Source organism: uncultured Gemmiger sp., assembly GCF_934561205.1.
In the GTDB taxonomy this organism is placed as follows: domain Bacteria; phylum Bacillota; class Clostridia; order Oscillospirales; family Ruminococcaceae; genus Gemmiger.
The window spans coordinates 1-22186 of the sequence record NZ_CAKTFU010000022.1; the positions used below are offsets into that span (position 1 = coordinate 1).

The following is a 22186-nucleotide window of genomic DNA, read 5'->3' on the forward strand; positions in this document are numbered from 1 at the left end:
AAACCATTGACAAGATCGCCGCTACCTTTGAGTATTACTGGAATGACCGCGAATTTGAATACTACGCGGAGGATCAGAAGGAGCGCTTGGCGCGGGCGCTGAAGGCAGAAAAATATTTCGACACCAACAATGCCGAGATATACACGATGGATATCCAGCCTTACTCCTATCAGCAGGAGATTCTGGACAAGCTGGAGGCAGAGCGCACTGTCCGTGGCTATACGCGCAATCTGGTGGTGGCTGCCACCGGTACCGGCAAGACGGTCATCTCTGCGCTGGATTACAAGCGATTCTGCAAGCAGAATCCGGATAGACCCTGCCGCCTGCTCTTTGTGGCGCACCGGGAGGAAATCCTCAAGCAGAGCTTATACACCTTCCGCGCCGTGCTCAAGGACGCAAACTTTGGTGAGCTATTTGTGGGTAACTATAAGCCGGAGAGCATCGACAATCTGTTCCTGTCCATCCAGACTTTCAACTCACAGAGCTTTACGGAAAAGACGAGTCCTGATTTTTACGACTACATCATCGTGGACGAATTCCACCATGCCGCCGCACCGACCTACCAGAAGCTCTTGTCCTACTACCAACCGCGCATTCTGCTGGGCTTGACCGCTACTCCGGAGCGTATGGACGGTAAGAACATCCTTCCATACTTCAACAACCGCATTGCAGCGGAGATCCGTCTGCCGGAAGCCATTGACCGAAAGCTCCTGTGCCCATTTCAGTATTTTGGCGTTACCGATACGGTGAATCTGGATGCGCTCAAATGGTCTGCCGGTGGCTACCAAAAGAGCGAGCTGGAGCACATCTACACGTTCAGCGGGGCGGTTGCCGACCGCCGTGCCGACCATGTGGTGACGGCACTGCTGAAATATGTGACGGACATTGACGAGGTGAAGGGCCTCGGCTTCTGTGTTACGGTAGATCACGCAGAGTTCATGTGCCGCTACTTCAATGAGCACAATATCCCATCCATGTTCCTGACGGGGCAATCTTCGGACGAGGAAAGAGCGGCGGCCAAGCGGCGCTTGGTGTCCGGCGAGGTGCGGTTTATCTTCGTCGTGGACATTTACAACGAGGGCGTGGATATTCCGGAAGTCAATACGGTTCTGTTTCTGCGCCCCACAGAGTCGTTGACGATTTTCTTGCAGCAGCTGGGACGCGGCCTGCGTCTGGCTGAGGACAAAGAATGCCTGACCGTGCTGGACTTCATCGGTCAGGCAAATCGAAAATACAATTTTGAGGATAAGTTTGCGGCACTGCTGTCGAATACCACCCGCAGCGTGAGTCGTGAAATCAAGGATGGTTTTGTGTCCGTCCCCAAGGGCTGCTATATCCAGCTGGAGAAGAAGGCGGCCAAGTACATTTTGGAGAACATCCGCGCGTCCTATGGCAATACGGCTGGGCTGGTGGCTCGCGCGGCATCCTTTGCGGAGGACAGTGGGCTGGAGCTGACGCTCAAAAATTTTTTGGATTACTACCATCTCAATCCGCGGGCAATCTACAGGTTTTCCTCTTTTTCTCGCATTTGCGCCAGAGCGGATGCCATCGAGGACTTTTCAGAACCGTTGGAGGACATCCTGACCAAAGCGTTTGCAAAGCTCGCCGTGGTTGATTCTCGCCGCTGGATTTCGTTCCTGTTGGACGTCCTTCCGCGTTTGGACAACCTTGATTTTGCAGCGCTTTCGGATGCGGAAAAGCGGATGATGCAAATGTTTTACATCACCGTTTGGGGCAAGGTGGTGGAGGACTGGGACGACGAAGAAGTGCTTAGTAACCTCTATGCCCTGTCTGGCAGCACGGTTCTGCTCGGCGAAATCTTGGAGCTGCTGCGCTACCGTTTTGAGCAGATCGACTTTGTCGACGAGCCGGTGGAGCTGGGCTTTGACTGCCCGCTGGATCTGCACTGCACCTATACCCGCGACCAGCTCTTGGTGGCGCTGGACTTTATGAAGCCGTCCACCGTTCGTGAGGGTGTGAAGTGGCTGCCGGAGAAAAGCATCGACGTGTTCTTTGTGACGCTGAACAAGGCGGACAAGGACTATTCGCCCACCACCATGTACAATGATTATTCCATCAATGAGAGCTTATTTCATTGGCAGAGCCAGAGTACCACGGCGGAGAATTCACCCACCGGCCAGCGCTATATCCACCACAAGGAACGCGGCAGTAAGGCACTGCTGTTTGTCCGTGAGTTTAAGGCGGACCGTATGACAGGCGGCGCGGAGGCGTACACCTATCTGGGCACGGCGAACTATGTGAAGCACGAGGGCAGCAGGCCGATGAATATCATATGGCGGCTGAACCGCCCGATCCCGGCGAAGTTTTTGAAGAAGACGAATAAGTTGGTCGTGGGGTAAGGAGGAGCGTATGACTGAACTTGAAAAAATAGAACGGGCAAAAATATATATGGACAAACTGGCAAACGGTATCAACCCCATCGATGACACCATGGTTCCGGACGATGATCTTATCAACAATGTCCGGCTATCACGTTGCTTTTTCTTCGTATCTGACGTGCTGCGGCAGGTAATTGAAAATGGCGGGACAAAGTTAGCTGCGAATAAGAAACCCAAAAAGCTTCCTCTTGAAATCCCCCTGGAGAAAAGAAGGCAGTTTGCCTATTCTGAGGTACCTATCCCGGCCAGCGAAATCGCCAGGCGGATAAACGCCTTGGCTGATAATGGCGCTATGCAAAAACTTACCTATTCGGGAATTCTCACATGGCTCACGGAAATTGGAATGATGGAATGGGCGCTCACACCAGGCGGAAAGCGCACGAAAAGGCCAACGAAAATTGGCGAAGAATACGGCATTTCCGTGGAAGAACGAACGAGCAGCAACGGACCCTATCAGGTTGTCGTTTACAACAATGTCGCGCAGCATTTTATCATAGACAATCTGGATGCAATTCTCACGGCAGAGAATATGCAGACACAGATGCAAGGGGCTCCATGGACGAAAGAACATGATGACTGCCTCGTTGACCTATACAAGAAGTCCGTACCGGTGAGTGAGATTGCCATTACCCTAAAGCGCAGCACATCGGCAGTACGAGGAAGATTGAAAAGGCTTGGATTTAACGCATAGTTCGCTTTATGATGCCGCAAGGAGGAAACAGATATATCGCGGCACCTAAAATGAGACCATCCGGATTTCTTGTGGAGCTCATTAAGGATTTCAATATTCCACGGTCTGCCGCAGAATGTGACATGCAGCGATTGTCTTTGGCGGAACGCATTGCCGCGCTGAACGCGGTGCAAAACGCATTTTTTAAGTGATTCCAAAGCCGAAACGTCCCACGCGGGCGTTTCGGCTTTTTTGGTATAAGCTGCTGTCCTGCTGCGTATACTGCGGCAGGGGGTGGGGCCGATGTTGGGTGTGTTGGGCGTCTTTTTGCAAGCGGCGGCAGGGCATATTTTGTATCTGGCGCTGCATCTGGAGGGCGGCAGCTTTCCGCGCCCGCTTTCCCCGCAGCAGGAGGCCGCCGCATTGGCCGAACTGCAGCAGGGCGGGGCTGCGCGCGCCCGTGCGCGGGATACGCTGATCCGCCACAACCTGCGGCTGGTGGCACATATCGCTAAAAAATATTTCAGTGCCGCTGCCTCGCAGGAGGACATGGTGTCCATCGGTACCATCGGGCTGATCAAGGCGGTGGACACCTTTGATGCCCGGCGGGCGGGGAAATTTTCCAGCTACGCGAGCCGATGTATCGAGAATGAGCTGCGTATGGAATTGCGGCGCCGCCGACGGGAGGGGACATTTGTCTCTCTGCAGGAGCCGCTGGAGGGTGGCGACGGAGGTGCCCCGCTGACGTTGGCGGACACCCTGCAGGACGACGCCGACATGGTGCGGGACTGCGAAGAACGCAGCGAATGGGCACGGCTGCGCGGGTACCTGCAAACGCTGCCCGCGCGGGAACAGCGCGTCTTGGAGCTGCGTTACGGCCTTACCGGCGAAGCCCCACTGACCCAGCAGCAGACCGCCCGAAGGCTGGAAATTAGCCGCAGCTATGTATCCCGCCTGGAAAAACGCGCGCTGTGCGCGCTGCGGAAATACTACCCCGATTGACAGTAAGCCGCGGCTTGACACAATAGTCCATAAATCGGGGGGGGGTATAGCTGTTATACGGATATACACACATAAAAAATGACGTGTGGCATAGTGTGGCGGAAATTGCCGCACCATGTCAAATAAATAAAGATTCTAACGATAAAACGCCTGATAAAGTGTGGCTGGTTTTTCTGCGGCAAGGAATTACGACACAAACAAAACATGATTGTAAAAAATCCAAAAACGGCAAAAATTTCACAAAAATACATTGACATTTGTTTCAAAAAGAGATAATATCTAAGTATAATCCAACAATAGGGAGATATAGCACCATGCATCTGACCAAAAGCGAACAACAAATTATGCAAATTTTCTGGCAGGCGGATCATGCCATGGCGCAAACGGAAGTCGTCTCGACCTGCGTGGACCGTAAGTGGAAGGAACGTTCCATCTTCTCCATGCTGAACAGCCTTATGCAAAAGGGGCTGCTGCGCGAGGTTGGCTTTGTGCGCAGCGGTAAGACATACGCCCGCACCTTTGAGCCTGCCATGTCCCAGGCAGAGTACTTGGCCAAGGTCATCAGCGAGCGTCTGCCCGCCGATGAACTGCCTGAGCTGCTGGCAAACCTGATGCAGGATTACGAAACCACACCGCAGATCCAAAAAGAGATGCGCGCTGCCCTGCGAGAAAATGCATAAGAAATCGCGATGCCTCGGCTGATTCGGCCGGGGCATTTTTGCTGCGCCGCGCGGTTGCATTGCGAAGTCGTTCATGCTACAATACAAGGACAATGCCTAAGGCAACACCGCATAATTCCCGCCTGACGGCTTAAGCACCGCTCCGGCGGCTGCGGCACGGCATCTGCGTTGCCAAAATGCTCGCCAATACACAAAGTATTGCCTGCGCTTTTGGCTTAGCAGCTGCCGCACCTCGCTCGCCGTATCGGCACTTAGAATTTATGCGGTATTGCCCTTACAGAAACGGAGAAATTCTTATGGATAAACGCAACCGCCCCGCGCTGGCGTATCTTTTGATCGGCGTTATGGCGGCAGGCCGCGCCCTGCTGTCCGTGCCGGAAGCCGCTGCCATCCAGGAGGTCAGCCTGACCATGCTGGCCGTGGTGGGGTACATTCTGCTGGCGGGCAAGGCTAAGCTGCCCCTGCTGCTGGGCATAGGGCAGCTGATTGTGGAATTGCTTTTGTGCGGTGCCGGGCAGGGCGGCAGCTGGCTTTGGCTGGAGCCTGCCCTGCGCGCCGCCGACCTGTGGATGTTCTGGGGCACCGCACTTTTGATGCTGCGCCAAACGGGGCAGAACTACAAGGTCATGCCTGCCATGGCCGCTGTGCCGCTGGCTGTGTACAGCGTGACCCACTTTATGCCCGCCATGGCCAGCGTGGCAGCGGTCAGCTTTGTGGCGTTCAGCGTGGTCATGCTGTGGTATGCCGCCATGATGGTGCGCGCCTACAACACCGCACGGGTCAAATAAAACAAGAGGTCGCACCGCCATATGGCGGTGCGACCTCAAACTGTCAATAAACTGAATGGGTCGATTGCGAACTTTTCGGTTGGTTTGTAGGGAACGGTCTTGACCGTTCCGTGCTGCCTTGCGAAAAGCACGACACGGCGTGAAAATCGCGCGCCATTCGGCGCGATTTTATGCGCTGCGCGCGGCCAGATGTGCGGATGGGTCGAGACCCATCCCTACAAATGTCCCGGAAACCGACTTTTTGACAAACTGAACCGTATCGCAATGCCGCGGTACGGCTTTTTTCAGCAAAGCGGGGCGACCAGCCGCAATACGGCGCTGTACATCGTGCCCGCAAAGCCTGTGTGGCAATCTTCAGGCAGGACGGCGCGGCAGTGGCGCTCCAGCGCGGCGAAGTCGGCGGCGATATCCTGCAAAACGGCGCCGCCGTACAGCAGGGTGCCGCACTCAAAGTGCAGATACAGGCTGCGGTAATCCAGGTTCACCGTGCCGACGGAGGCGATTTTGTCATCGCACAGCCAGGTTTTGGCATGCAGGAAGCCGGGGTTGAAGGTGTAAATTTTTACACCGGCCTGCAATAAATGCAAAAAGTAACTGCGGGTCAGCAGATATATCGTCTTTTTGTCGGGGATGCCCGGCACATAGATGCGCACGTCCACGCCGCGCTTGGCGGCAAGGCGCAGTGCGGTCTGCATGTCATCGTCCAGAATCAGGTAGGGCGTGCAGAGGTACAGCCGATTCTGCGCTTGGGAAATCAGCTCCAGGTAGACATTCTTGGCCACGCTCTCGCGGTCGATGGGGCTGTCGGCAAAGGGCTGCACCAGGCAGTCGGTCGGCTGCGGCGGGGCAGGGGGCAGGCTTTCGGCGGCGTCCAGCCCCTCATCGGGATAGTGCCCGCGCCAGAAGCTCAAAAAGATGTTGGCAAACCCGGCGGCGGCCGGGCCTTCCAGCCGCACGCCGCTGTCCTTCCAGTAGCCGAAACGGGCAATGCGGTTGATATACTCGTCCGCCAGATTTACGCCGCCGGTAAAGGCGATGCGCCCGTCAATGACCATGATCTTGCGGTGGTCGCGGTTGTTCATGACCAGGTTCAGCAGCGGCACAAAGCGGTTGAAGCTGAACGCGCGGATGCCCTCCTGCTGCAGGGTCTCCGCATAGTTGTGCGGCAGCAGGGTCAGGCAGCCTGCGTCGTCGTAAATTACGCGCACGTCCAGCCCGGCGGCAGCCTTTTGGCGTAAGATCTCGTGGATACGGCCCCACATTTCGCCCTCGCCGATGATAAAGCTCTCAATATAAATGCTGTGCTCGGCGCTTTCCAGCGCGGGCAGCATGGCGGCAAACATGGCCTCACCGCTGGGGTAGTAGGTCGCGGCGGTGCCGTCGTACACCGGCGCGGGGGCGTAGTCCCGCAGGTAGCGGGCCGTCAGCGCGGCGCGGGGGTTTTGGTGTTCCAGCTTTTGCAGGGCAAAGGGGTCGGCGATGCGCAGGGGCGCCAGCGCGGCCTCGGCGCGTTCCAGCTTGCGGCGCAGAATACGCGCGGGGCGCTTGTTGCCCCACAGCAGGTAGAGCAGCCCGCCCTGCACCGGCATGACCATAAATAAGATCATCCAGCTGATCTTGAATTCCGGCGCGGTGGAATCCTGCCGGATGAGCGCCAAGCACATCAGCACGCTGAGGATAAGCCCGGCGGTGTTGAAGCCCTTGGCGTAATCCGCCAGCCAGAAAAACAGCGAAAACAGCCAAAACGCCTGCAAAAGCAGCAAAAGCAACGTCAGCGTCAAACGGCTGAATACAATCGACAGCAGCCGCTGTAAAAGCCGCCGCCGTGCGGGTTTTAACTTTTTCATAGGCACCTCGCTCCCGATAAAACGCTATACCCTTATTATTGCACAGCTGCCGCCGCTTTGCAAGCGCGCTCCTTGTACGCTTTGGGCAAAGCGCACAAAAAGTCGACAAAAATTTTGCCGGCACCAATTTCTGCGCCAAATTTTGAAAAAGTGGTTGCGAGTTTCGGCGAATCGTGTATAATATATATTAGTATAGTATGTGGCGCAATAACGCCTTTTAGATTTCCAAGGGACCGGAGGAACATAACTATGACAAAAACAGAAACGCTGCAGTTAAAATTGACAGCGACCCGCGTGCGTATGGGTATCATTGAGGCTACCCACGGCGCAGGCTGCGGGCATCCGGGCGGCAGTTTGTCCGCTGCGGACGTGATGACATACCTGTATTTCCGTGAGATGCGCATTGACCCTGAGCAGCCCAAGGATCCGGGCCGTGACCGCTTTGTGCTCAGCAAGGGCCACTGCGCCCCCGGTTTGTACGCCACCCTGGCAGAGCGCGGCTATTTCCCTGTGGAGGATCTGCCCACCCTGCGCCATTCCGACAGCTACCTGCAGGGCCACCCCAACATGAACACCGTGCCCGGTGTTGACATGAGCACCGGCAGCCTGGGTCAGGGCGTTTCCACCGCCTGCGGTATGGCCCTGGGCGCCAAGCAGATGGGCAGCGACATCAATGTCTACACCCTGCTGGGCGACGGCGAAATTGAGGAAGGCCAGTGCTGGGAAGCCTTTATGTTTGCCAACCACTATAAGCTGGACAACCTCTGCATTATGGTGGACGTCAACGGTTTGCAGATCGACGGCGCTACCCGCGACGTCATGAACTCCGAGCCGCTGGACCGCAAGCTGGACGCGTTCGGTTTCAACACCATTGTCTGCAACGGCAACTCCTACGCCGAGCTGGAGCAGGCGTTCAAGATGTTTGAACTGTCCCACGGCAGCGGCAAGCCCACCTGTTTCCTGCTGCGCACCACCAAGGGTTTGGGCGTCAGCTACATGCAGAACGCTGTCGAGTGGCACGGCAAGGCACCCAACGATGCCGAGTACGAGCAGGCCATGAGCGAGCTGCGTGCCGAATATGAAGCTTTGGAAAAGGAGATCGAGCGCAACAATGGCTGATATGAAAAAAATTGCCACCCGCGTAAGCTACGGCAACACGCTGGTTGAGCTTGCCCAGCAGGGCGCAGACAATCTGGTGGTTTTTGACGCCGATCTGGCCGCCGCCACCAAGACCGAAATCTTTAAGAAGGCCTACCCGGAGCGCCATTTTGACTGCGGCATTGCCGAGCAGAACATGGTAGGCGTTGCCGCCGGTATGAGCACCATGGGCTATGTGCCCTTTGTGTCCAGCTTTGCCATGTTTGCCGCGGGCCGCGCCTTTGAGCAGATCCGCAACACCGTCGGCTACCCCCACCTGAACGTCAAGATCGCCGCCACCCACGCCGGCCTTTCGGTCGGTGAGGACGGTGCCTCCCACCAGTGCTGCGAGGATATCGCCCTGATGCGCTCCATCCCCGGCATGGTGGTCCTCAGCCCGGCGGACGACGTCGAGGCTCGCGCCGCTGTCATCGCCGCCTACAATTACGAAGGCCCTGTTTACCTGCGTCTGTCCCGTCTGCCCAGCCCGGTGTTCCACAACGCTGACAACTATGAGTTCCACATCGGCAAGGGCGAAAAGCTGACCGACGGCTTTGACGCCGCCATCATCGCCACCGGCCTGATGACCGGCGAGGCACTGCGCGCCGCCGTGCTGGCCAAGCGCCAGGGCATCAGTGTGCGTGTCATCAACATGCCCACCATCAAGCCGCTGGACGAGGAGATCGTCCTGACCGCCGCCCGCGAGTGCCACAACATCATCACCGTCGAGGAGCATAACATCATCGGCGGCCTGGGCGAGGCTGTCTGCTCTTTGCTGAGCGAGAAAATGCCCACTCCCGTGCGCCGCATCGGTGTGCAGGATAAGTTCGGCCACTCCGGCCCCGCCGCCGAGGTCCTGCGTGACTACGGCCTGACCGCCGAGAACATCGCCGCCGCTGTGCGCGATATGGTCTACCCCGGCACGGTCTAAGCAATACGCTTTTGAACAGGGTGCTGTGCTTTGTGCAGCGCCCTGTTTTTTGCGGAATTGCGGCCGAAACACTTGACATTGCGCCGCAGATACGCTATATATTAAATGTACTAAAGTGTTTATCATAAAGGAGTAACTGTATGGATTCCGAAATTTTTGCCCGTATCCGTGAATACTTGGCCGACCAGCTGGAGGTTGAGCCTGAAAAGATCACCCCCGACAGCGATATCGTCAACGATTTCGGTGCCGACAGCCTGGATGTTATCGACATGATCACCACCCTGTCCGACGAATTCGGCGTGGAGATCCCTGATGAGGATATCGAAAACTTCCACACCGTGGGTGATGTGGTCAAATATATGCAGGAGCGCGTCTGATACTGCGCCCCCAAAAGTGTGAGGAAAAATATGGCAAACGATAAGAAAAAAATGGTCGAGGCGATCACCGCCCAGGAGGTCGACTTCGCCCAGTGGTACACCGATATCTGCACCAAGGCCGAGCTGGTGGAATATTCCAGCGTCAAGGGCTTTGTGGTGCTGCGTCCCTATGGCTTTGCCATCTGGGAGAATATCCAGAAAATTCTGGACAGCCGCTTTAAGGCCACCGGCCACGAGAACGTGGCCATGCCCGTGCTGATCCCCGAAAGCCTGCTGAAAAAGGAAGGCGAGTTGGTCAATGGCTTTGCCCCCGAAGTGGCCTGGGTCACCGCCGGCGGCAGCGACCCCCTGGAGGAGCGCCTGGCTGTGCGCCCCACCAGCGAGACGATGTTCTGCGACCATTTCAGCCATGTGCTGCACTCCTACCGCGACCTGCCCATGCTGTACAACCAGTGGTGCAGCGTGGTCCGCTGGGAAAAATCCACCCGTCCCTTCCTGCGCACCCGCGAGTTCTGGTGGCAGGAGGGTCATACCATCCACGAGACCGCCGAAGAGGCCAAGGCCGAGACCGAGCAGCAGCTGAACTGCTACGCCGATTTCTGCGAGAATGACCTGTGCATCCCCGTGCTGAAGGGCCGCAAGACCGACAAGGAGAAGTTTGCCGGTGCCGAGGCTACCTACACCATCGAGGCTATGATGAAGGACGGCAAGGCGCTGCAGAGCGGCACCAGCCACTACTTTGGCGACAAGTTCAGCCGCGCCTATGACGTGACCTTTACCGGCCGCGACAACACCCTGCAGTACCCGTTCCAGACCTCCTGGGGCGTTTCCACCCGTCTGATCGGTGCCATCATCATGGCGCACGGCGATGACGACGGCCTGATCCTGCCCCCTGCCATTGCCCCCGTGCAGGTGGTCATCGTACCTGTGGCTGCGCATAAGCCCGGCGTTATCGAAAAATGCCGCGAGCTGGCGGACGAGATCGGCAAGTATGCCCGCGTCAAGCTGGACGACAGCGACAAGCAGCCCGGCTGGAAGTTTGCTCAGTGGGAGATGAAGGGCGTGCCTGTCCGCCTGGAAGTCGGCCCCCGCGACATCGAGAACGGCCAGTGCGTGCTGGTCCGCCGCGATACCCGCGAAAAGCAGTTCGTCAAATTTGAGGAGCTGGCTACTGCCATCCCCGCCGCCATGCAGGAGCTGGCCAAGGATCTGTACGACCGCGCCCTCAAGAACCGCGAGGCTCGCACCACCAGCGCTGCCACCAAGGAAGAAATCAAAGAAAAGGCAGCTGCCTCCACCGGGTTTATCAAGACCATGTGGTGCGGCGAGCTGGCGTGTGAGGAAGCTATGAAGTCCGAGTTTGGCCTTTCCAGCCGCTGCATGCCTTTTGCCCAGGAACACATCAGCGACGTTTGCCCCATCTGCGGCAAACCTGCGCAGAAGATGGTCGTCTGGGGTATTGCCTATTAAAAGCGCAAAAGCGGTGCCGAACGGCACCGCTTTTTTGGATTTTGCAAAGGAATCACTATGTTTGTAATTCTGCTGGCATTGTGTGTTTATGCCCTCGGCCTGGTGTGTACGGCGGTGGGCAGTCGGTTGGCGGGGCGCTGCACCACCTGGTGCTGTGCGCTGCTAGGGCTGCCGCTGTGGGTCGTGGGGGGCACCGTGGTGCCCTTCTGCCTGGCATTGCCCCAGCTTACACTGGCGTTTCAGGCGGCGGGTCTGTCGCTTACCTCCATTGCGGTGGGCGCGGCGCTGGCAGGGTCCGTCACCAACTTGGGGCTGGCACTGGCGGTCTGCCTGCTGCAACCCCAGGCTGCGACCGTGCATCGGGGCGAGTTTACCCGCAAGTGCGCGCTGCTGCTGGCAGCCTGCGCCACGGTTTTGCTGTTCGTGCGGGACGGCAAGCTCAGCTACACGGGCACAGGCATTTTGATGGCTTTGTTTGTCTTTTTTGTGCTGCAAAGCATCGTCTACCAATACAATGCCGCCGACGGCACAGAGCAGGAGCCGATCTCCACCGATGGCGCGGCCGATGCCCCTGCCGAGAGCTACACCGCCGGCACAATGTCCTTTCCCGCCATGGGGGTGTTCAACAGCCTGAAAAACCTGTCCGGCGTGGTGCTGGGCATGGTGCTGCTGGGCATCGGGGCGCAGGCGCTGGCGTACAGTGCCATCACCTTTGCCAACCTGACAGGCACAATCCAGGCGCTGTGGGCGTCCACGCTGGTCAGCTTCGGCTTCTGCCTGCCGCTGCTGGCGGACGTGCTGGATCACCCGCTTGGCTCGATCTGGAAGAAATTTGCGTTGAAGTGTCGGTTTTTCCCGCCGGATACGCTGCCGATGCAGCTTTTGAACAGCGCGATTCTGAACCTGACGCTGGCCCTGCCGGTATCGGGGCTGATGTACCGCCAACGTCTGCCCATCGCCGACCAGTACCGCAGCTACGATATCCCGCTGTGCGCCGTCATGACGCTGGTCTTGTTGCTGCCGCCGCTGCTGCGCAAGCGGCTGTACCGCTGGCAGGGGGCTGTCTGCCTGGTGCTGTACGGCTTTTATCTGGCGGCGGTGCTGCTGGCACCCCGTGCGGGCGCGTAAACACAAATTTTTTGCCGCCTGTAACGTGCGGACGCCGTTTCCGTCTTTATAGGTGAAGGAACCATGAAAAAGGAGGTATCCCCATGAAAAAACGTTTAGGAATCCCTGCGGCCCTGCTGGCGGCGGCTCTGCTGGCTGCCTGCGGTGCCAGTTCCGAAAGCTACGCCAGCAGCGCCTCTGTGGCGAACGGCAGCTATTACGACGAATCCGCCGCCATGGAAGCTGAGTACGGCGGCACCGACAGCGGCAGCACGACCCCGTCGCTGGACCCGTCGGTGCAGAACACCGAGCAGAAGATCGTCTACACCGCCGATATGCGCATCGAAGCGACTGACTTTGCCGCCGCCCGCGATGCGTTCCTGGCCGCTGTGGAGGATACCGGCGGGTGGCTGGAGCATACCTATGTATCGGGCAGCGAGGAGGATCACGACCGCTACGCCAGCTACACGGTGCGCGTCCCGGCGGAAAACTACCGCGCCTTTTTGGAGCAGGCAGGCAAGGGCGGCAGCGTCAGTTCCCTGAGCGAGGACGCGAGCAACATCACCGAAAATTACATTGACGTGCAGGCGCGCCTTGCCGCCCTGGAAGCACAGCGCGACCGCCTGAACGCCCTGGCAGACAAGGCCGAAACCACCGCCGATTTGCTGGAAATCGAAAACCAGCTGACCGATGTGCAGTATGAGCTGGAAAGCTACACCCGCAAGCTGCGCGCCATGGACTCGCAGGTGATGTACTCCACTGTGGAGGCAACGCTGAACGAGGTCGCGGTGTACAGCCCCACGGCATCGACCGGTTTCGGGCAGCGCATCGCGGACGCCTTCAGCGAGGGCGGTGCGGGCTTTGTCAGCTTTGTGCAGGGTCTGGCCGTTGCCGTCGTCTACCTGTGGCCGCTGCTGCTGATCGTGGCTGTCGCAGTCACCGCCGTGGCCTTGTGGCGGCGCAAGCACCCCAAAAAGCCCAAGCAGAAACCCGCCGCCCCGACACCTGCCGTCTACGATGCCCCCGCAGAAACCCCGAACCAACCCAAGTATAAGCAATAAATAAGCGATGCCCCGCAAGGCAAAGCCTTGCGGGGCGTCATTGTTTTGCTGTTTACACCTCAGCAGTCTGCGCGGCTTTCCACGGACCGTTGCGGTAGAAGTTGTAGGACATAACGGCGGCCACCGTCCAACCCACGGGCCAGGCGCACCAGATGCCGGTGGAACCCAGCGCCGTCTTGGACAGCACCAGCGCCAGCACAACGCGCAGGATCAGGTCGGTGAAGGTCGCGATCATAAAGCGGTCCATCAGGCCCGCACCGCGCAAGATGCCGTCCGCCACCAACTTGGCGGAAACAATGAAGTAGAAGGGCGACAGAATGCGCAGGAAGATGATGCCGGTGTCCATGGCGGCAGCCGAGGGATCATTGAGGAACAGCTGCAAAAGCACCCGCCCGGCAAAGAAGTACAGCACCAGCGGCGGGGCGCTGAGCATCCATACCATCTTGACGCCGGCGCGGAACCCCTGTTTGATGCGGTCCAGCTTGCGGGCACCCATGTTCTGGGCTGTGTAGTTGGAGATGCCGTTGCCCAGGGTGGTAAACGAGGTGATGACCAGGTTGTTCAGCTTGACAGCGGCCGAGTAGCCCGCCATAACGCCGGGGCCGAAGCTGTTGATGACCGATTGAATGATGATGTTGCCCACCGAGATGGAACCCTGCTGCAGGATGCTGGGCACGGCGATGACAACGATTTTTTTGAAGATAGGCCAGGAGAAAAGCGGGGACTTGCCTGTGCCGGACTCCACCTTTTTCAGCCGCAGAAAAACCACCAGCACCGCCAGCACACAGCTGACACCCTGGCACAGGAAGGTGGCCCAGGCCACGCCCGCCACGCCCATCTTAAACGCGGTCACGAACAAAATGTCCATGCCGATGTTCGCGGTGGAGGAGATGGCCAGGAAGATGAACGGCGTCTTGGAATCGCCCAGCGCCGAGAAAATACCCGTAGCAATGTTATAAAAGAAAACGAACGGCAGGCTCCAGATGTAAATGTCGAGGTACAGCTGCGAGTCGGCAAAGACCTCGGCGGGGGTGTTGATGAGGTGCAGCAGCGCGCCGCAGCCCAGGATGCCGCCCGCCATCAGCGCCACGCACAGCACGGCGCTGGCAATGCAGGCGGTGGAGACGGCCGTTTTCATCTTGCCGTATTTTTTGGCACCGAAGTACTGCGACACAATGACGCTGCAGCCCATGTTGCAGCCAAAGGCAAAGGCGATAAAAATCAGCGTGATCTCATAGCTGTTGCCCACGGCGGCCAGGGCGTTTTCCCCGATAAATTTGCCCGCTACCAGGCTGTCGGCAATGTTGTACAGCTGCTGGAACACGATGCTGCCGAACAGCGGCAGGCAGAATTTCCACAAAACCGATTCGGGATTGCCCACGGTGAGGTCTTTATTCATGGGAGGCACCTTCTTTCGGCAGGTTCAGGGCATCGCGAATGAGTTCGACGCAGCCGTCAATGCCCAGCTTGCTGGTGGAAAGCATCAGGTCATAGCTGTCGGGCTGGCCCCAATCGGAATCCGCGTAAAAGGCGTGGTACTTTTTGCGCATACGGTTGACATGCTTGATGCGCTTGGCGGCCTCCTGTGCGGTCAGGTTGTTGCGCTGCATCACGCGGGCAATGCAGTCCTCCTCGTCTGCGTAGATAAAGACCGATACAACGTCGCTGCGGTCCAGAATGGCGGCGGCGCAGCGCCCCACAAAGACGCAGGGCCCGCGCTGTGCCAGCTGACGGATGATGTCCCGCTGGGTGTCGTAGGTGACCTGGCTGCCGGAGTAAAAGGCATCGGTCAGCGCGGCGTTGTCCGCGAAGGGGTTGCCGCTGATGAACCAGCGGCTCTGGCCGGGGGTCTCGTCCTCGTTTTTGACATACGCCTCGCTCAAACCGGACTGGATGGCGGTCTCGGTAACAAGGACCTTATCGTAACAGGGGATATTCAAGAGCTTGGCCAGGCGCTCGCCGACCTCGCGCCCGCCGCTGCCGTATTGACGGCCGATACAAACGATCTGGGGCATTTTTTCTGCCATAGTACATTCCCTCCCAAAGTCTTGACTTTCGTCAACATACCTATTATAATCACAATATAGGTATATTAAAAATGTTAATTTTACTGTGTAAGTATATCAATTTGATATGGTGATTCGTATGAATATCAGCTATGACAGTTACCGTGTTTTTTACTATGTTGCCAAATATCGCAGTTTTACGCAGGCTGCGGCGGTACTTATGAACAACCAGCCCAACGTGACCCGCACCATCAAGAACCTGGAACAGGCACTGGGCTGCAAGCTGTTTGCGCGCTCCCACCGCGGGGCCGAGCTTACGCCGGAGGGCGAGCGATTGTACGCGCATATCTCCCGCGCGTTTGCGCACATTCAAACGGGGGAGGAGGAGCTGACCGCCGAGCGCGGTCTGCAGGGTGGTGTGGTGACGATCTCCGCCAGCGAGATCTCGCTGCGCTGCTGCCTTTTGCCGCTGCTGCGCGACTACCGCAAGCGCTACCCCGGTGTGCGTATCCGCATGTTCAACCACCCGACCCCGCAGGCCATCGACGTGCTGAAAAACGGCCTGGCGGATTTTGCCATGGTCACCACCCCTGCCGAGGTACCCGACTCGCTGCAGGAGCGCACGGTCATGGAAATACAGGAGGTGCCCATCTGTGGCGCGGCGTTCTCGGAGCTGTGGGGGCGCAAGCTGTCCCTGCCCGAACTGGCAGAGTACCCGATCATCTGCCTGGGGCCGAATACCTCGACCTTTGATTTTTACTCGGATTTTTTTGCGCGGCAGACGCTGGCGCTGCGCCCCGACATCGAGGCCGCCACCGCCGACCAGATCCTGCCGATGGTGCGCGGGCAGCTGGGCGTGGGCTTTGTGCCGGAATCCTTTTTGCGGGATGAGGGCGGCTACAGTGATATCCGCCGCTTGGACTTAAAAACGCCCATCCCCAAGCGAAAAATCTGCTTTTTGAAACAGCGCCGCCAGTATCTGAGCCGCGCCGCCAAGGAGTTGGAAGCGATGATTTTGTCCGCCTGCGCCGTTTACGAGCTGGCGGGGCAGGAAAAATAACGGCATTGCGTACAGGCTGTCGATAAACTTTATTTGACCTTATGCAGCATTTGCAGCCTATTGGTTGGTTTGTAGGGAACGGTCTCGACCGTTCCGTGCCGCCTTGCCAAAAGCACGACATGGCGAGAAAACCGCGCGCCATTCGGCGCGATTTTATGCGCTGCGCGCGGCCAGATGTGCGGATGGGTCAAGACCCATCCCTACAAATCTTCCGGTAACAGGCTTTTTCTACAAGCTAAGCGCCCCCGACCATCGGTCGGGGGCGCTGGTGTTTTATTCGGCGGTCAGGTCCACCTGCACGGTCTCGCCGTTGTCGGCGGTCACGGTCAGGGTGATAGGCCCGGCGGTTTCGCCGGTGCGCACAACGGCCATGGCGTAGCCGTCAAAGGTCACGGTGTCGGCGGTGTCGTAGCGCTCCTCGCTGCTGGGGTTGGCGCTGGCAAAGGCGGCCAGCGCGGCAGCGCCGCTGACCTCGGCCTTCAGGGTGTGGCCGGCAAACAGGTCATCGTTGCCGTTGGCATCGGCAAAGTGCACCAGGCAGAACGCGGCGTCCTCACCGTCGGCGTGCAGGGTCTTGTGGTCAACGGTCACGGTCAGGCGGGCGTTTTCGGCGGTGAAAAGGCTGAACTCCCCAACCGTCCGGCCGCCCTTGTAGCCTACGGCGCGCAGTGTGCCGGGGGCATAGGGGACGTCAAAGGTGGCGGTGAAGTCCTGCAAGGGCTTGCGGCCCAGGCTTTCGCCGTTCAGGAACAGCTCCGCTTCGTCGGCATCGCAGTAGACGTCCACCGAGGCAGTCTGTCCCTCAAAGCCCGGCCATGTCCAGGAGGCAATGTTATCCTTGAACATCCACGGCGTGTGGGAGGGGGTCTGCCCGTTTTTGTCCATGCGCATGACGGCAATGTAGGGCGCCTTACGCAGCCCGTAGACGACCTCGCGCAGGTAGCTGATGGGGCGGCGGTTGCCCAGCAGGTCCAGATCACCGATGTAGGCGGTGCGTTCGGGGTAGATGGTGCTGAAGTTCTGCCCGCCGTCGTAGTGGAAGATGCCGCAGCCGGCCTCGCCCAGGTAGTCATAACCGGCCCAGGTGAAATCACCGATGACATGCGGGTTTTCCTCCACAATGCGCCACAGGCGCACAATGTCGGCGGGGTAGGTCTCGGTGCCCAGCACGGCCTTGTGGGGGTGCATTTCGTGCTCGGCCACATGGCGGCCGGTCAGGTAGTTCAGGCCGACGATGTCGCAGCCTTCCTCGCAGCCGGACAGTGCCTCGTTCACTTCGGGATGCGTCGAGAAGAAATCGCCTCTCTCGCCGGACATCAGGCTCATAAAGCTGTTCAGCGCGTTGCTGCCTGCGCCGTCGCCGCCGACCTTGCCCATCGGGAAACGGGCGGCCACGTCGGCCATAATGGTGCGCAGACGGCTGCCGGCGGCCATCAGGCCGTTCAGGGCGTTGGTGGTGTAGCGGGTGGGATCCAACTCACGGAACGCGTCGCACAGCATACGGTTGATGGCTGCGCCGCTGTCGGTGCCGGCCTCGGGAATCTCATTGCCGATGCAGTACAGGATGACACTGGGGTGGTTGTAGTCCTTGGCAACCATCTTTTCGACGGTGGCACGCCAATCCCCGGCAAAATACCGCGTGTAGTCGTGGGGGTTCTTGCTCACGGTCCACACGTCGCTCAGCTCGTCCATGACCAGCACACCGTGGCGGTCGCAGGCGTCCAGCATGGCGCGCCCGGCGGGGTGGTGGCTGCTGCGGATGGCGTTAAAGCCCGCCTCCTTCAGCTGGCGGATGCGGCGATCCTCGGCGGCGGCCAGGGTGGCAGCGCCCAGAATACCGTTGTCGTGGTGGATGCAGGCACCGCGCAGGTTGACGATTTTGCCGTTGATGCGCACACCGTGCAGGGCGTCCACGCTCAGGGTGCGGATGCCAAAGGGGGTCTCGTCGGTGTCCAGCAGGGTGTCACCGTCAAAGATCTCGGTCACGCCGCGGTACATGTGCGGGGCTTCGGGGCTCCACAGGGCGGGGCAGGGTACACAGTAGCGGAAGTGCACCTTCTTTTCCTCGCCGGGGAACAGCTGCAGGGTCTGTGCGTCATGGCAGACGACACCCTCGCGCTGCAGCGCGTTTTTAACGGTGATGCGGGCGGTTTCTGCACCGTGGTTTTTCACGCGGGCCACGACTTCGACATCGGCAAAATCCTCACCGATCTCGCGGGTGGTGATGCGCACGCCGTCGCGCGGCAGATATACGCGGCTGCCGACCTGCAGCTGTACGCCGCGGTACAGGCCGCTGCCGGTGTACCAGCGGCTGTTGGGGCACTGGCTGTTGTCGGCATGCACCTTGACGGTGTTCTCGCCGCCAAAGTTCAGGTAGGGGGCCAGATCCACCGTGAATTCGGCGTAGCCGTTCACGTTTTTGCAGACCTGCCAGCCGTTCACATAGACCAGTGCGGTCTGGTATACGCCCTCAAAGGTCAGGAAAACCGGCAGCCCGCGCCAGCCTTCGGGGGCGGTAAAGGTCTTGCGGAAGATATACTCCCCGCCGGGGTAGAAACCGCTCTGCGACCCGTTGGGGGTGTTGGGGTCGCGCTCCTCGTGGATCATGGCGTCGTAGGGCAGGTGGACGACCTGCTCCTCGGTGGCGTTCATGAAGGACTTCATGCGGGAGTCGGCGCTGGCGGTTTCTACCCGCCAATCGGCGTTGAAATTCCGGCAAATCATGCGTTGGTCTCCTTTTTATGTTCGGCGTCCCACTTCTTGTTGGCGTTTTCCACATCCAGGAAGGCCAGCAGCACGGTGATGATGACGCCCATGATAACGGGGAAGGTGATGTACAGGTTGAAGATCATCGTGATGGCGCTCTCGCTCTGCACGGCAGCCGTGCCGACAAAGCCGCCCAGTTCCAGCAGCCAGCCGACAGCCGCGGTGCCGATGCCGCCGCCGACCTTGACGCCCAGGGAGGAACAGCTGAACATCATGCCGTCCATGCGCTTGCCGGTGGTGCGGGTGGTGTAGCTGCTGATTTCAGCGATCAGCGCGTTCAGAGAGCCGCTGAGCATACCGGCAAAGATGCCCTTGATGAACATGAGCAGCAGGAACATTTTGACGTTTTTCTGGGCGGCAAAGTAGATCATGGGGATGCCCAGCACACTGCTGACAAGGTAGCCCCAGAAGTTGACTTTCTGCATACTGCCGAACTTTTTGACAAGGCCGGGGGCAAGGGCCAGCGCGATGATGACGGGGAACATCTTCATCATCGAGAAGGTACCCAGCAGGCTGCCGTCGCCCCAGTAGTAGGTGGCGCAGAAGGCGCCGGCACCCGTGGTCAGGTTGCTCATGATGTAGTAAACGAGGTAGATGGCCAGGATCAGCAGGTAGTACTTGTTGTGAAGCAGAATTTTGACAGTCTCGCCGAAGGACAGCTTGTCGTCGTCGGCGTTCTTGGTTTTCTTGGCGGCCAGCTCATCGGCCAGCTCGTCCTCAGGCAGTTCCTTGACAGCCAGGCAGCTGATGGTGTTGACCACCAGACCGATGATGGCGAAAATCAGGGCCGTGGTGCGCCAGCCGGCAGCGCCGCCGCCGAATTTTTCGACCATGCCGGTGACGGCAAAGCCCATGACGATGTTGGTCACAACGGCGAACATAAAGCGGATGGAGCCAAGCTGCACACGCTCGTTGTTGTTCTTGGTGATAAGAGCCACCAGGGAGGCGTAGGCAATGTTGTTGGCGGTGAAGAACACGGCGTTCAGCGCGGTGTACACGACAAAGAAGTAGATGTACTGCACGGTGGTGCCTGCAGCGGGCACGGCAAACAACAGGAACAGGCAGACGGACAGGCCGATCTGGCCGTACAGCATCCAGGGGCGGGCCTTGCCCAGCTTGGAGTGGGTGCGGTCGATCAGCGTGCCGAAGATGACGTCAGAGATGCCGTCAAGGAATTTGGAGGCCAGCATCAGCGTACCGATGATGCCGCTGTTCAGACCCATGGTGCCGGTCAGATACAGCAGGATAAAGCTGGAAACCAGGCCGTAGGAGCAGTTGGCGGCCAGGTCGCCGGAGCCGTAGGCAACTTTTTGATACCATTTCAGGTATTTCTTTTCGGCGGTGGCAGTGGACATGATACATTTTCCTTTCTTTTGCGCGGATACAGCACAAACTGTATCACAAAAATTACAGGGGTATTTGCGCATCTTTACACACAAGGCAAAAGCAGGTATAATAAAACCAACGGCCGCTTGATCCAGCCCTGCGTTTCGCCTTATCTTGCCTTTATTGTACACTGTTTCGGCGCTGCGTACAATGACAGGTTCAAGCCGTACAAACGGCATTTTGTATCATATTCGCACTTGAACAGAAAGGACGTGCCGCTCATGCCCGCCACGGACAGTCTGCAGAACCGCAGCTACGAGAATATCCTAGCCACCGCCAACCGCGGTGCGGACGACCAAAACGAATACCGCATCATGGCTCCGCTGCAGATCACCGTGGAGTATTGCAGCGGCATGACCGAGGACGACTATTATAATATTTTGATGTTCTCGCCCCGGCAGTGCTGGTTTCGGGGCAACCGCAACGATGCGCTGTTCCATAACCTGAGCGCGCGCGAACCCCACAAGCACGATTATTTTGAGCTGCTGCTGGTCTTGCAGGGGGAGATGATCCAGCAGATCGAAGGGCAGGACTACCTGTACCGCGCGGGCACCTGCTGCCTGATCAACCGCAGTATCCTGCACACCGAGCGTTTTATCGGGCAGACGAAGGTGTGCTTTATCGGCATGTCGGTGGATTTTATCAAGACCCTTTTGGCCGAGGACGCCGCCCGCTATTTTACCAAGCTGCCCGGCCTGCGCGAGAATGATATCATCCGCTTTATGACTGCCAATATGGGCGCCGAGACCACCAAGGAATACCAGGATCTGTTCCCCGCACGCGACAACCTAACCGGCATCGAAAGCCTGCACGATCTGACCGACTGCCTGATACGCATCATGCTGGACCCCGGCCCCGGTGCGGACTATGACATGAAAGGCGCGTTTTGCCGTCTGCTGGACTACCTGCAAAAGGAGTACTACGCCACGCCCGTGCACCTGAGCGCGGGGGCGGACAACGTGCTTTTTTTGCGCATTCGCCGCCTGTTGGAGGACACCGACGGCCGCATGTCCCGCGCCGAACTGGCGCGGCTGCTGCACTATAACGGCAGTTACCTGAACACAGTCGTGCACCGCCACACGGGAATGTGCCTGTTTGACTACGGCATGACCTTTTGTTTTCAAAAAGCCGAGCAGCTTTTGGCGGAGAGCGAGCTTTCGGTCAGCGAAATAGCGGCGGCATTGAAATTCAGCAACCGCACGCATTTTTATGCACTTTTCCGCGAGCACTACGGCATGACCCCGCAGCAATGGCGCAAAAGCCGCCGGACGGCAGGGGAGTAGGCGGGATACAGCAAAGCCCCCGGCGGACATTGTCCGCCGGGGGCTGCATGGTTTAACGATTACAGGTTGAAATAACGCTTGGCGTTGTTGTAGCTGATGCCCTCGACGATCTTCTTCAGGGCCTTCTCGTCGTTGGGGAACTGGCCGTTCTCGACCCAGTTGCCGATCAGGTTGCACATCAGGCGGCGGAACAGCTCGTGGCGGGTGTAGCTCAGG

General features: G+C 58.6%; 19 protein-coding genes. 13 read left to right on the forward strand and 6 right to left on the reverse strand.

The genetic code is table 11. From position 1 onward, the window contains the following. The 5 genes from Q0I19_RS10860 to Q0I19_RS10880 form a co-directional block, all read left to right on the forward strand. Nucleotides 1-2360: DUF3427 domain-containing protein (locus Q0I19_RS10860; RefSeq protein WP_296023745.1), on the forward strand; the 2360-nt coding region annotated here is incomplete at its 5' end. A gap of 10 nt (nt 2361-2370) precedes the next feature. Further along, nucleotides 2371-3090, forward strand: coding sequence for a hypothetical protein (locus Q0I19_RS10865; protein WP_294760467.1), 720 nt, complete (start codon nt 2371-2373; stop codon nt 3088-3090). 282 nt (nt 3091-3372) lie between these two features. After that, nucleotides 3373-4071, forward strand: a complete 699-nt coding sequence (locus tag Q0I19_RS10870) for a sigma-70 family RNA polymerase sigma factor (RefSeq protein WP_294760468.1) — start codon at nt 3373-3375, stop codon at nt 4069-4071. Between the two features lie 314 nt (nt 4072-4385). Beyond that, a complete protein-coding gene (locus Q0I19_RS10875) occupies nt 4386-4751 on the forward strand; it encodes a BlaI/MecI/CopY family transcriptional regulator (protein WP_294760469.1) in 366 nt (121 codons plus the stop codon). 296 nt (nt 4752-5047) lie between these two features. After that, nucleotides 5048-5539, forward strand: a complete 492-nt coding sequence (locus Q0I19_RS10880) for a hypothetical protein (RefSeq protein WP_294760470.1) — start codon at nt 5048-5050, stop codon at nt 5537-5539. A 284-nt stretch (nt 5540-5823) separates the two neighbouring features. Here Q0I19_RS10880 and cls read toward each other — a convergent pair whose 3' ends face one another. After that, nucleotides 5824-7386 carry a cardiolipin synthase gene (gene cls / locus Q0I19_RS10885; RefSeq protein WP_294760471.1) on the reverse strand — a complete coding sequence of 521 codons (1563 nt, stop codon included), beginning with the start codon at nt 7384-7386 and terminating at the stop codon, nt 5824-5826. A 249-nt stretch (nt 7387-7635) separates the two neighbouring features. On the opposite strand from cls, the gene Q0I19_RS10890 reads away from it, so the two are divergent. The 6 genes from Q0I19_RS10890 (at nt 7636) to Q0I19_RS10915 (ending at nt 13469) form a co-directional block, all read left to right on the forward strand. Then, nucleotides 7636-8505 (forward strand): transketolase, encoded by an 870-nt coding sequence (locus Q0I19_RS10890; RefSeq protein ID WP_294760473.1) that lies wholly within the window; start codon nt 7636-7638, stop codon nt 8503-8505. Further along, nucleotides 8498-9454 (forward strand): transketolase family protein, encoded by a 957-nt coding sequence (locus Q0I19_RS10895; RefSeq protein WP_294760474.1) that lies wholly within the window; start codon nt 8498-8500, stop codon nt 9452-9454. Before Q0I19_RS10890 ends, Q0I19_RS10895 begins: the two co-directional genes overlap by 8 nt. Nucleotides 9455-9594: 140 nt before the next feature. Next, a complete protein-coding gene (acpP, locus tag Q0I19_RS10900; protein ID WP_294760476.1) occupies nt 9595-9831 on the forward strand; it encodes an acyl carrier protein in 237 nt (78 codons plus the stop codon). 30 nt (nt 9832-9861) lie between these two features. After that, entirely contained in the window at nt 9862-11301 is a 1440-nt protein-coding gene (gene proS / locus Q0I19_RS10905) for a proline--tRNA ligase (RefSeq protein WP_294760478.1), read from the forward strand. Between the two features lie 57 nt (nt 11302-11358). Then, nucleotides 11359-12429: a hypothetical protein gene (locus Q0I19_RS10910; RefSeq protein ID WP_294760480.1), complete on the forward strand. Its 1071-nt coding sequence runs from the start codon at nt 11359-11361 to the stop codon at nt 12427-12429. Between the two features lie 83 nt (nt 12430-12512). Next, nucleotides 12513-13469, forward strand: coding sequence for a DUF4349 domain-containing protein (locus tag Q0I19_RS10915; RefSeq protein WP_294760482.1), 957 nt, complete (start codon nt 12513-12515; stop codon nt 13467-13469). A 52-nt stretch (nt 13470-13521) separates the two neighbouring features. Here Q0I19_RS10915 and Q0I19_RS10920 read toward each other — a convergent pair whose 3' ends face one another. Together Q0I19_RS10920 and Q0I19_RS10925 are read right to left on the reverse strand one after the other, a co-directional pair. Beyond that, the gene (locus tag Q0I19_RS10920) at nt 13522-14868 is read right to left on the reverse strand and encodes an MATE family efflux transporter (RefSeq protein ID WP_294760484.1); all 1347 of its coding nucleotides are present in this window, start codon (nt 14866-14868) and stop codon (nt 13522-13524) included. Continuing rightward, on the reverse strand, nt 14861-15496 hold the full coding sequence (locus Q0I19_RS10925) for a cytidylate kinase-like family protein (RefSeq protein WP_294760486.1): 636 nt from the start codon (nt 15494-15496) through the stop codon (nt 14861-14863). Before Q0I19_RS10925 ends, Q0I19_RS10920 begins: the two co-directional genes overlap by 8 nt. A gap of 118 nt (nt 15497-15614) precedes the next feature. On the opposite strand from Q0I19_RS10925, the gene Q0I19_RS10930 reads away from it, so the two are divergent. After that, complete coding sequence (locus Q0I19_RS10930) at nt 15615-16535, forward strand: LysR family transcriptional regulator (protein WP_294760489.1); 921 nt, start codon at nt 15615-15617, stop codon at nt 16533-16535. 273 nt (nt 16536-16808) lie between these two features. Here the strand turns inward: Q0I19_RS10930 and Q0I19_RS10935 are convergent, their stop codons facing one another. Both Q0I19_RS10935 and Q0I19_RS10940 read right to left on the reverse strand, forming a co-directional pair. After that, nucleotides 16809-19259, reverse strand: a complete 2451-nt coding sequence (locus Q0I19_RS10935; RefSeq protein ID WP_294760490.1) for a glycoside hydrolase family 2 TIM barrel-domain containing protein — start codon at nt 19257-19259, stop codon at nt 16809-16811. After that, complete coding sequence (locus Q0I19_RS10940) at nt 19256-20656, reverse strand: MFS transporter (protein WP_294760492.1); 1401 nt, start codon at nt 20654-20656, stop codon at nt 19256-19258. Before Q0I19_RS10940 ends, Q0I19_RS10935 begins: the two co-directional genes overlap by 4 nt. 252 nt (nt 20657-20908) lie before the next feature. On the opposite strand from Q0I19_RS10940, the gene Q0I19_RS10945 reads away from it, so the two are divergent. After that, nucleotides 20909-21970, forward strand: coding sequence for an AraC family transcriptional regulator (locus Q0I19_RS10945; RefSeq protein ID WP_294760493.1), 1062 nt, complete (start codon nt 20909-20911; stop codon nt 21968-21970). A 59-nt stretch (nt 21971-22029) separates the two neighbouring features. Here Q0I19_RS10945 and Q0I19_RS10950 read toward each other — a convergent pair. After that, the coding region (locus Q0I19_RS10950; RefSeq protein ID WP_296023751.1) for a glucuronate isomerase at nt 22030-22186 on the reverse strand (157 nt) is incomplete at its 5' end.

Coding starts and splice junctions, on each gene's coding strand:
- Q0I19_RS10865 (WP_294760467.1), top strand. CDS start 2,371: ATGACTGAACTTGAAAAAATAGAACGGGCAAAAATATATATGGACAAA.
- Q0I19_RS10870 (WP_294760468.1), top strand. CDS start 3,373: ATGTTGGGTGTGTTGGGCGTCTTTTTGCAAGCGGCGGCAGGGCATATT.
- Q0I19_RS10875 (WP_294760469.1), top strand. CDS start 4,386: ATGCATCTGACCAAAAGCGAACAACAAATTATGCAAATTTTCTGGCAG.
- Q0I19_RS10880 (WP_294760470.1), top strand. CDS start 5,048: ATGGATAAACGCAACCGCCCCGCGCTGGCGTATCTTTTGATCGGCGTT.
- cls (WP_294760471.1), bottom strand. CDS start 7,386: ATGAAAAAGTTAAAACCCGCACGGCGGCGGCTTTTACAGCGGCTGCTG.
- Q0I19_RS10890 (WP_294760473.1), top strand. CDS start 7,636: ATGACAAAAACAGAAACGCTGCAGTTAAAATTGACAGCGACCCGCGTG.
- Q0I19_RS10895 (WP_294760474.1), top strand. CDS start 8,498: ATGGCTGATATGAAAAAAATTGCCACCCGCGTAAGCTACGGCAACACG.
- acpP (WP_294760476.1), top strand. CDS start 9,595: ATGGATTCCGAAATTTTTGCCCGTATCCGTGAATACTTGGCCGACCAG.
- proS (WP_294760478.1), top strand. CDS start 9,862: ATGGCAAACGATAAGAAAAAAATGGTCGAGGCGATCACCGCCCAGGAG.
- Q0I19_RS10910 (WP_294760480.1), top strand. CDS start 11,359: ATGTTTGTAATTCTGCTGGCATTGTGTGTTTATGCCCTCGGCCTGGTG.
- Q0I19_RS10915 (WP_294760482.1), top strand. CDS start 12,513: ATGAAAAAACGTTTAGGAATCCCTGCGGCCCTGCTGGCGGCGGCTCTG.
- Q0I19_RS10920 (WP_294760484.1), bottom strand. CDS start 14,868: ATGAATAAAGACCTCACCGTGGGCAATCCCGAATCGGTTTTGTGGAAA.
- Q0I19_RS10925 (WP_294760486.1), bottom strand. CDS start 15,496: ATGGCAGAAAAAATGCCCCAGATCGTTTGTATCGGCCGTCAATACGGC.
- Q0I19_RS10930 (WP_294760489.1), top strand. CDS start 15,615: ATGAATATCAGCTATGACAGTTACCGTGTTTTTTACTATGTTGCCAAA.
- Q0I19_RS10935 (WP_294760490.1), bottom strand. CDS start 19,259: ATGATTTGCCGGAATTTCAACGCCGATTGGCGGGTAGAAACCGCCAGC.
- Q0I19_RS10940 (WP_294760492.1), bottom strand. CDS start 20,656: ATGTCCACTGCCACCGCCGAAAAGAAATACCTGAAATGGTATCAAAAA.
- Q0I19_RS10945 (WP_294760493.1), top strand. CDS start 20,909: ATGCCCGCCACGGACAGTCTGCAGAACCGCAGCTACGAGAATATCCTA.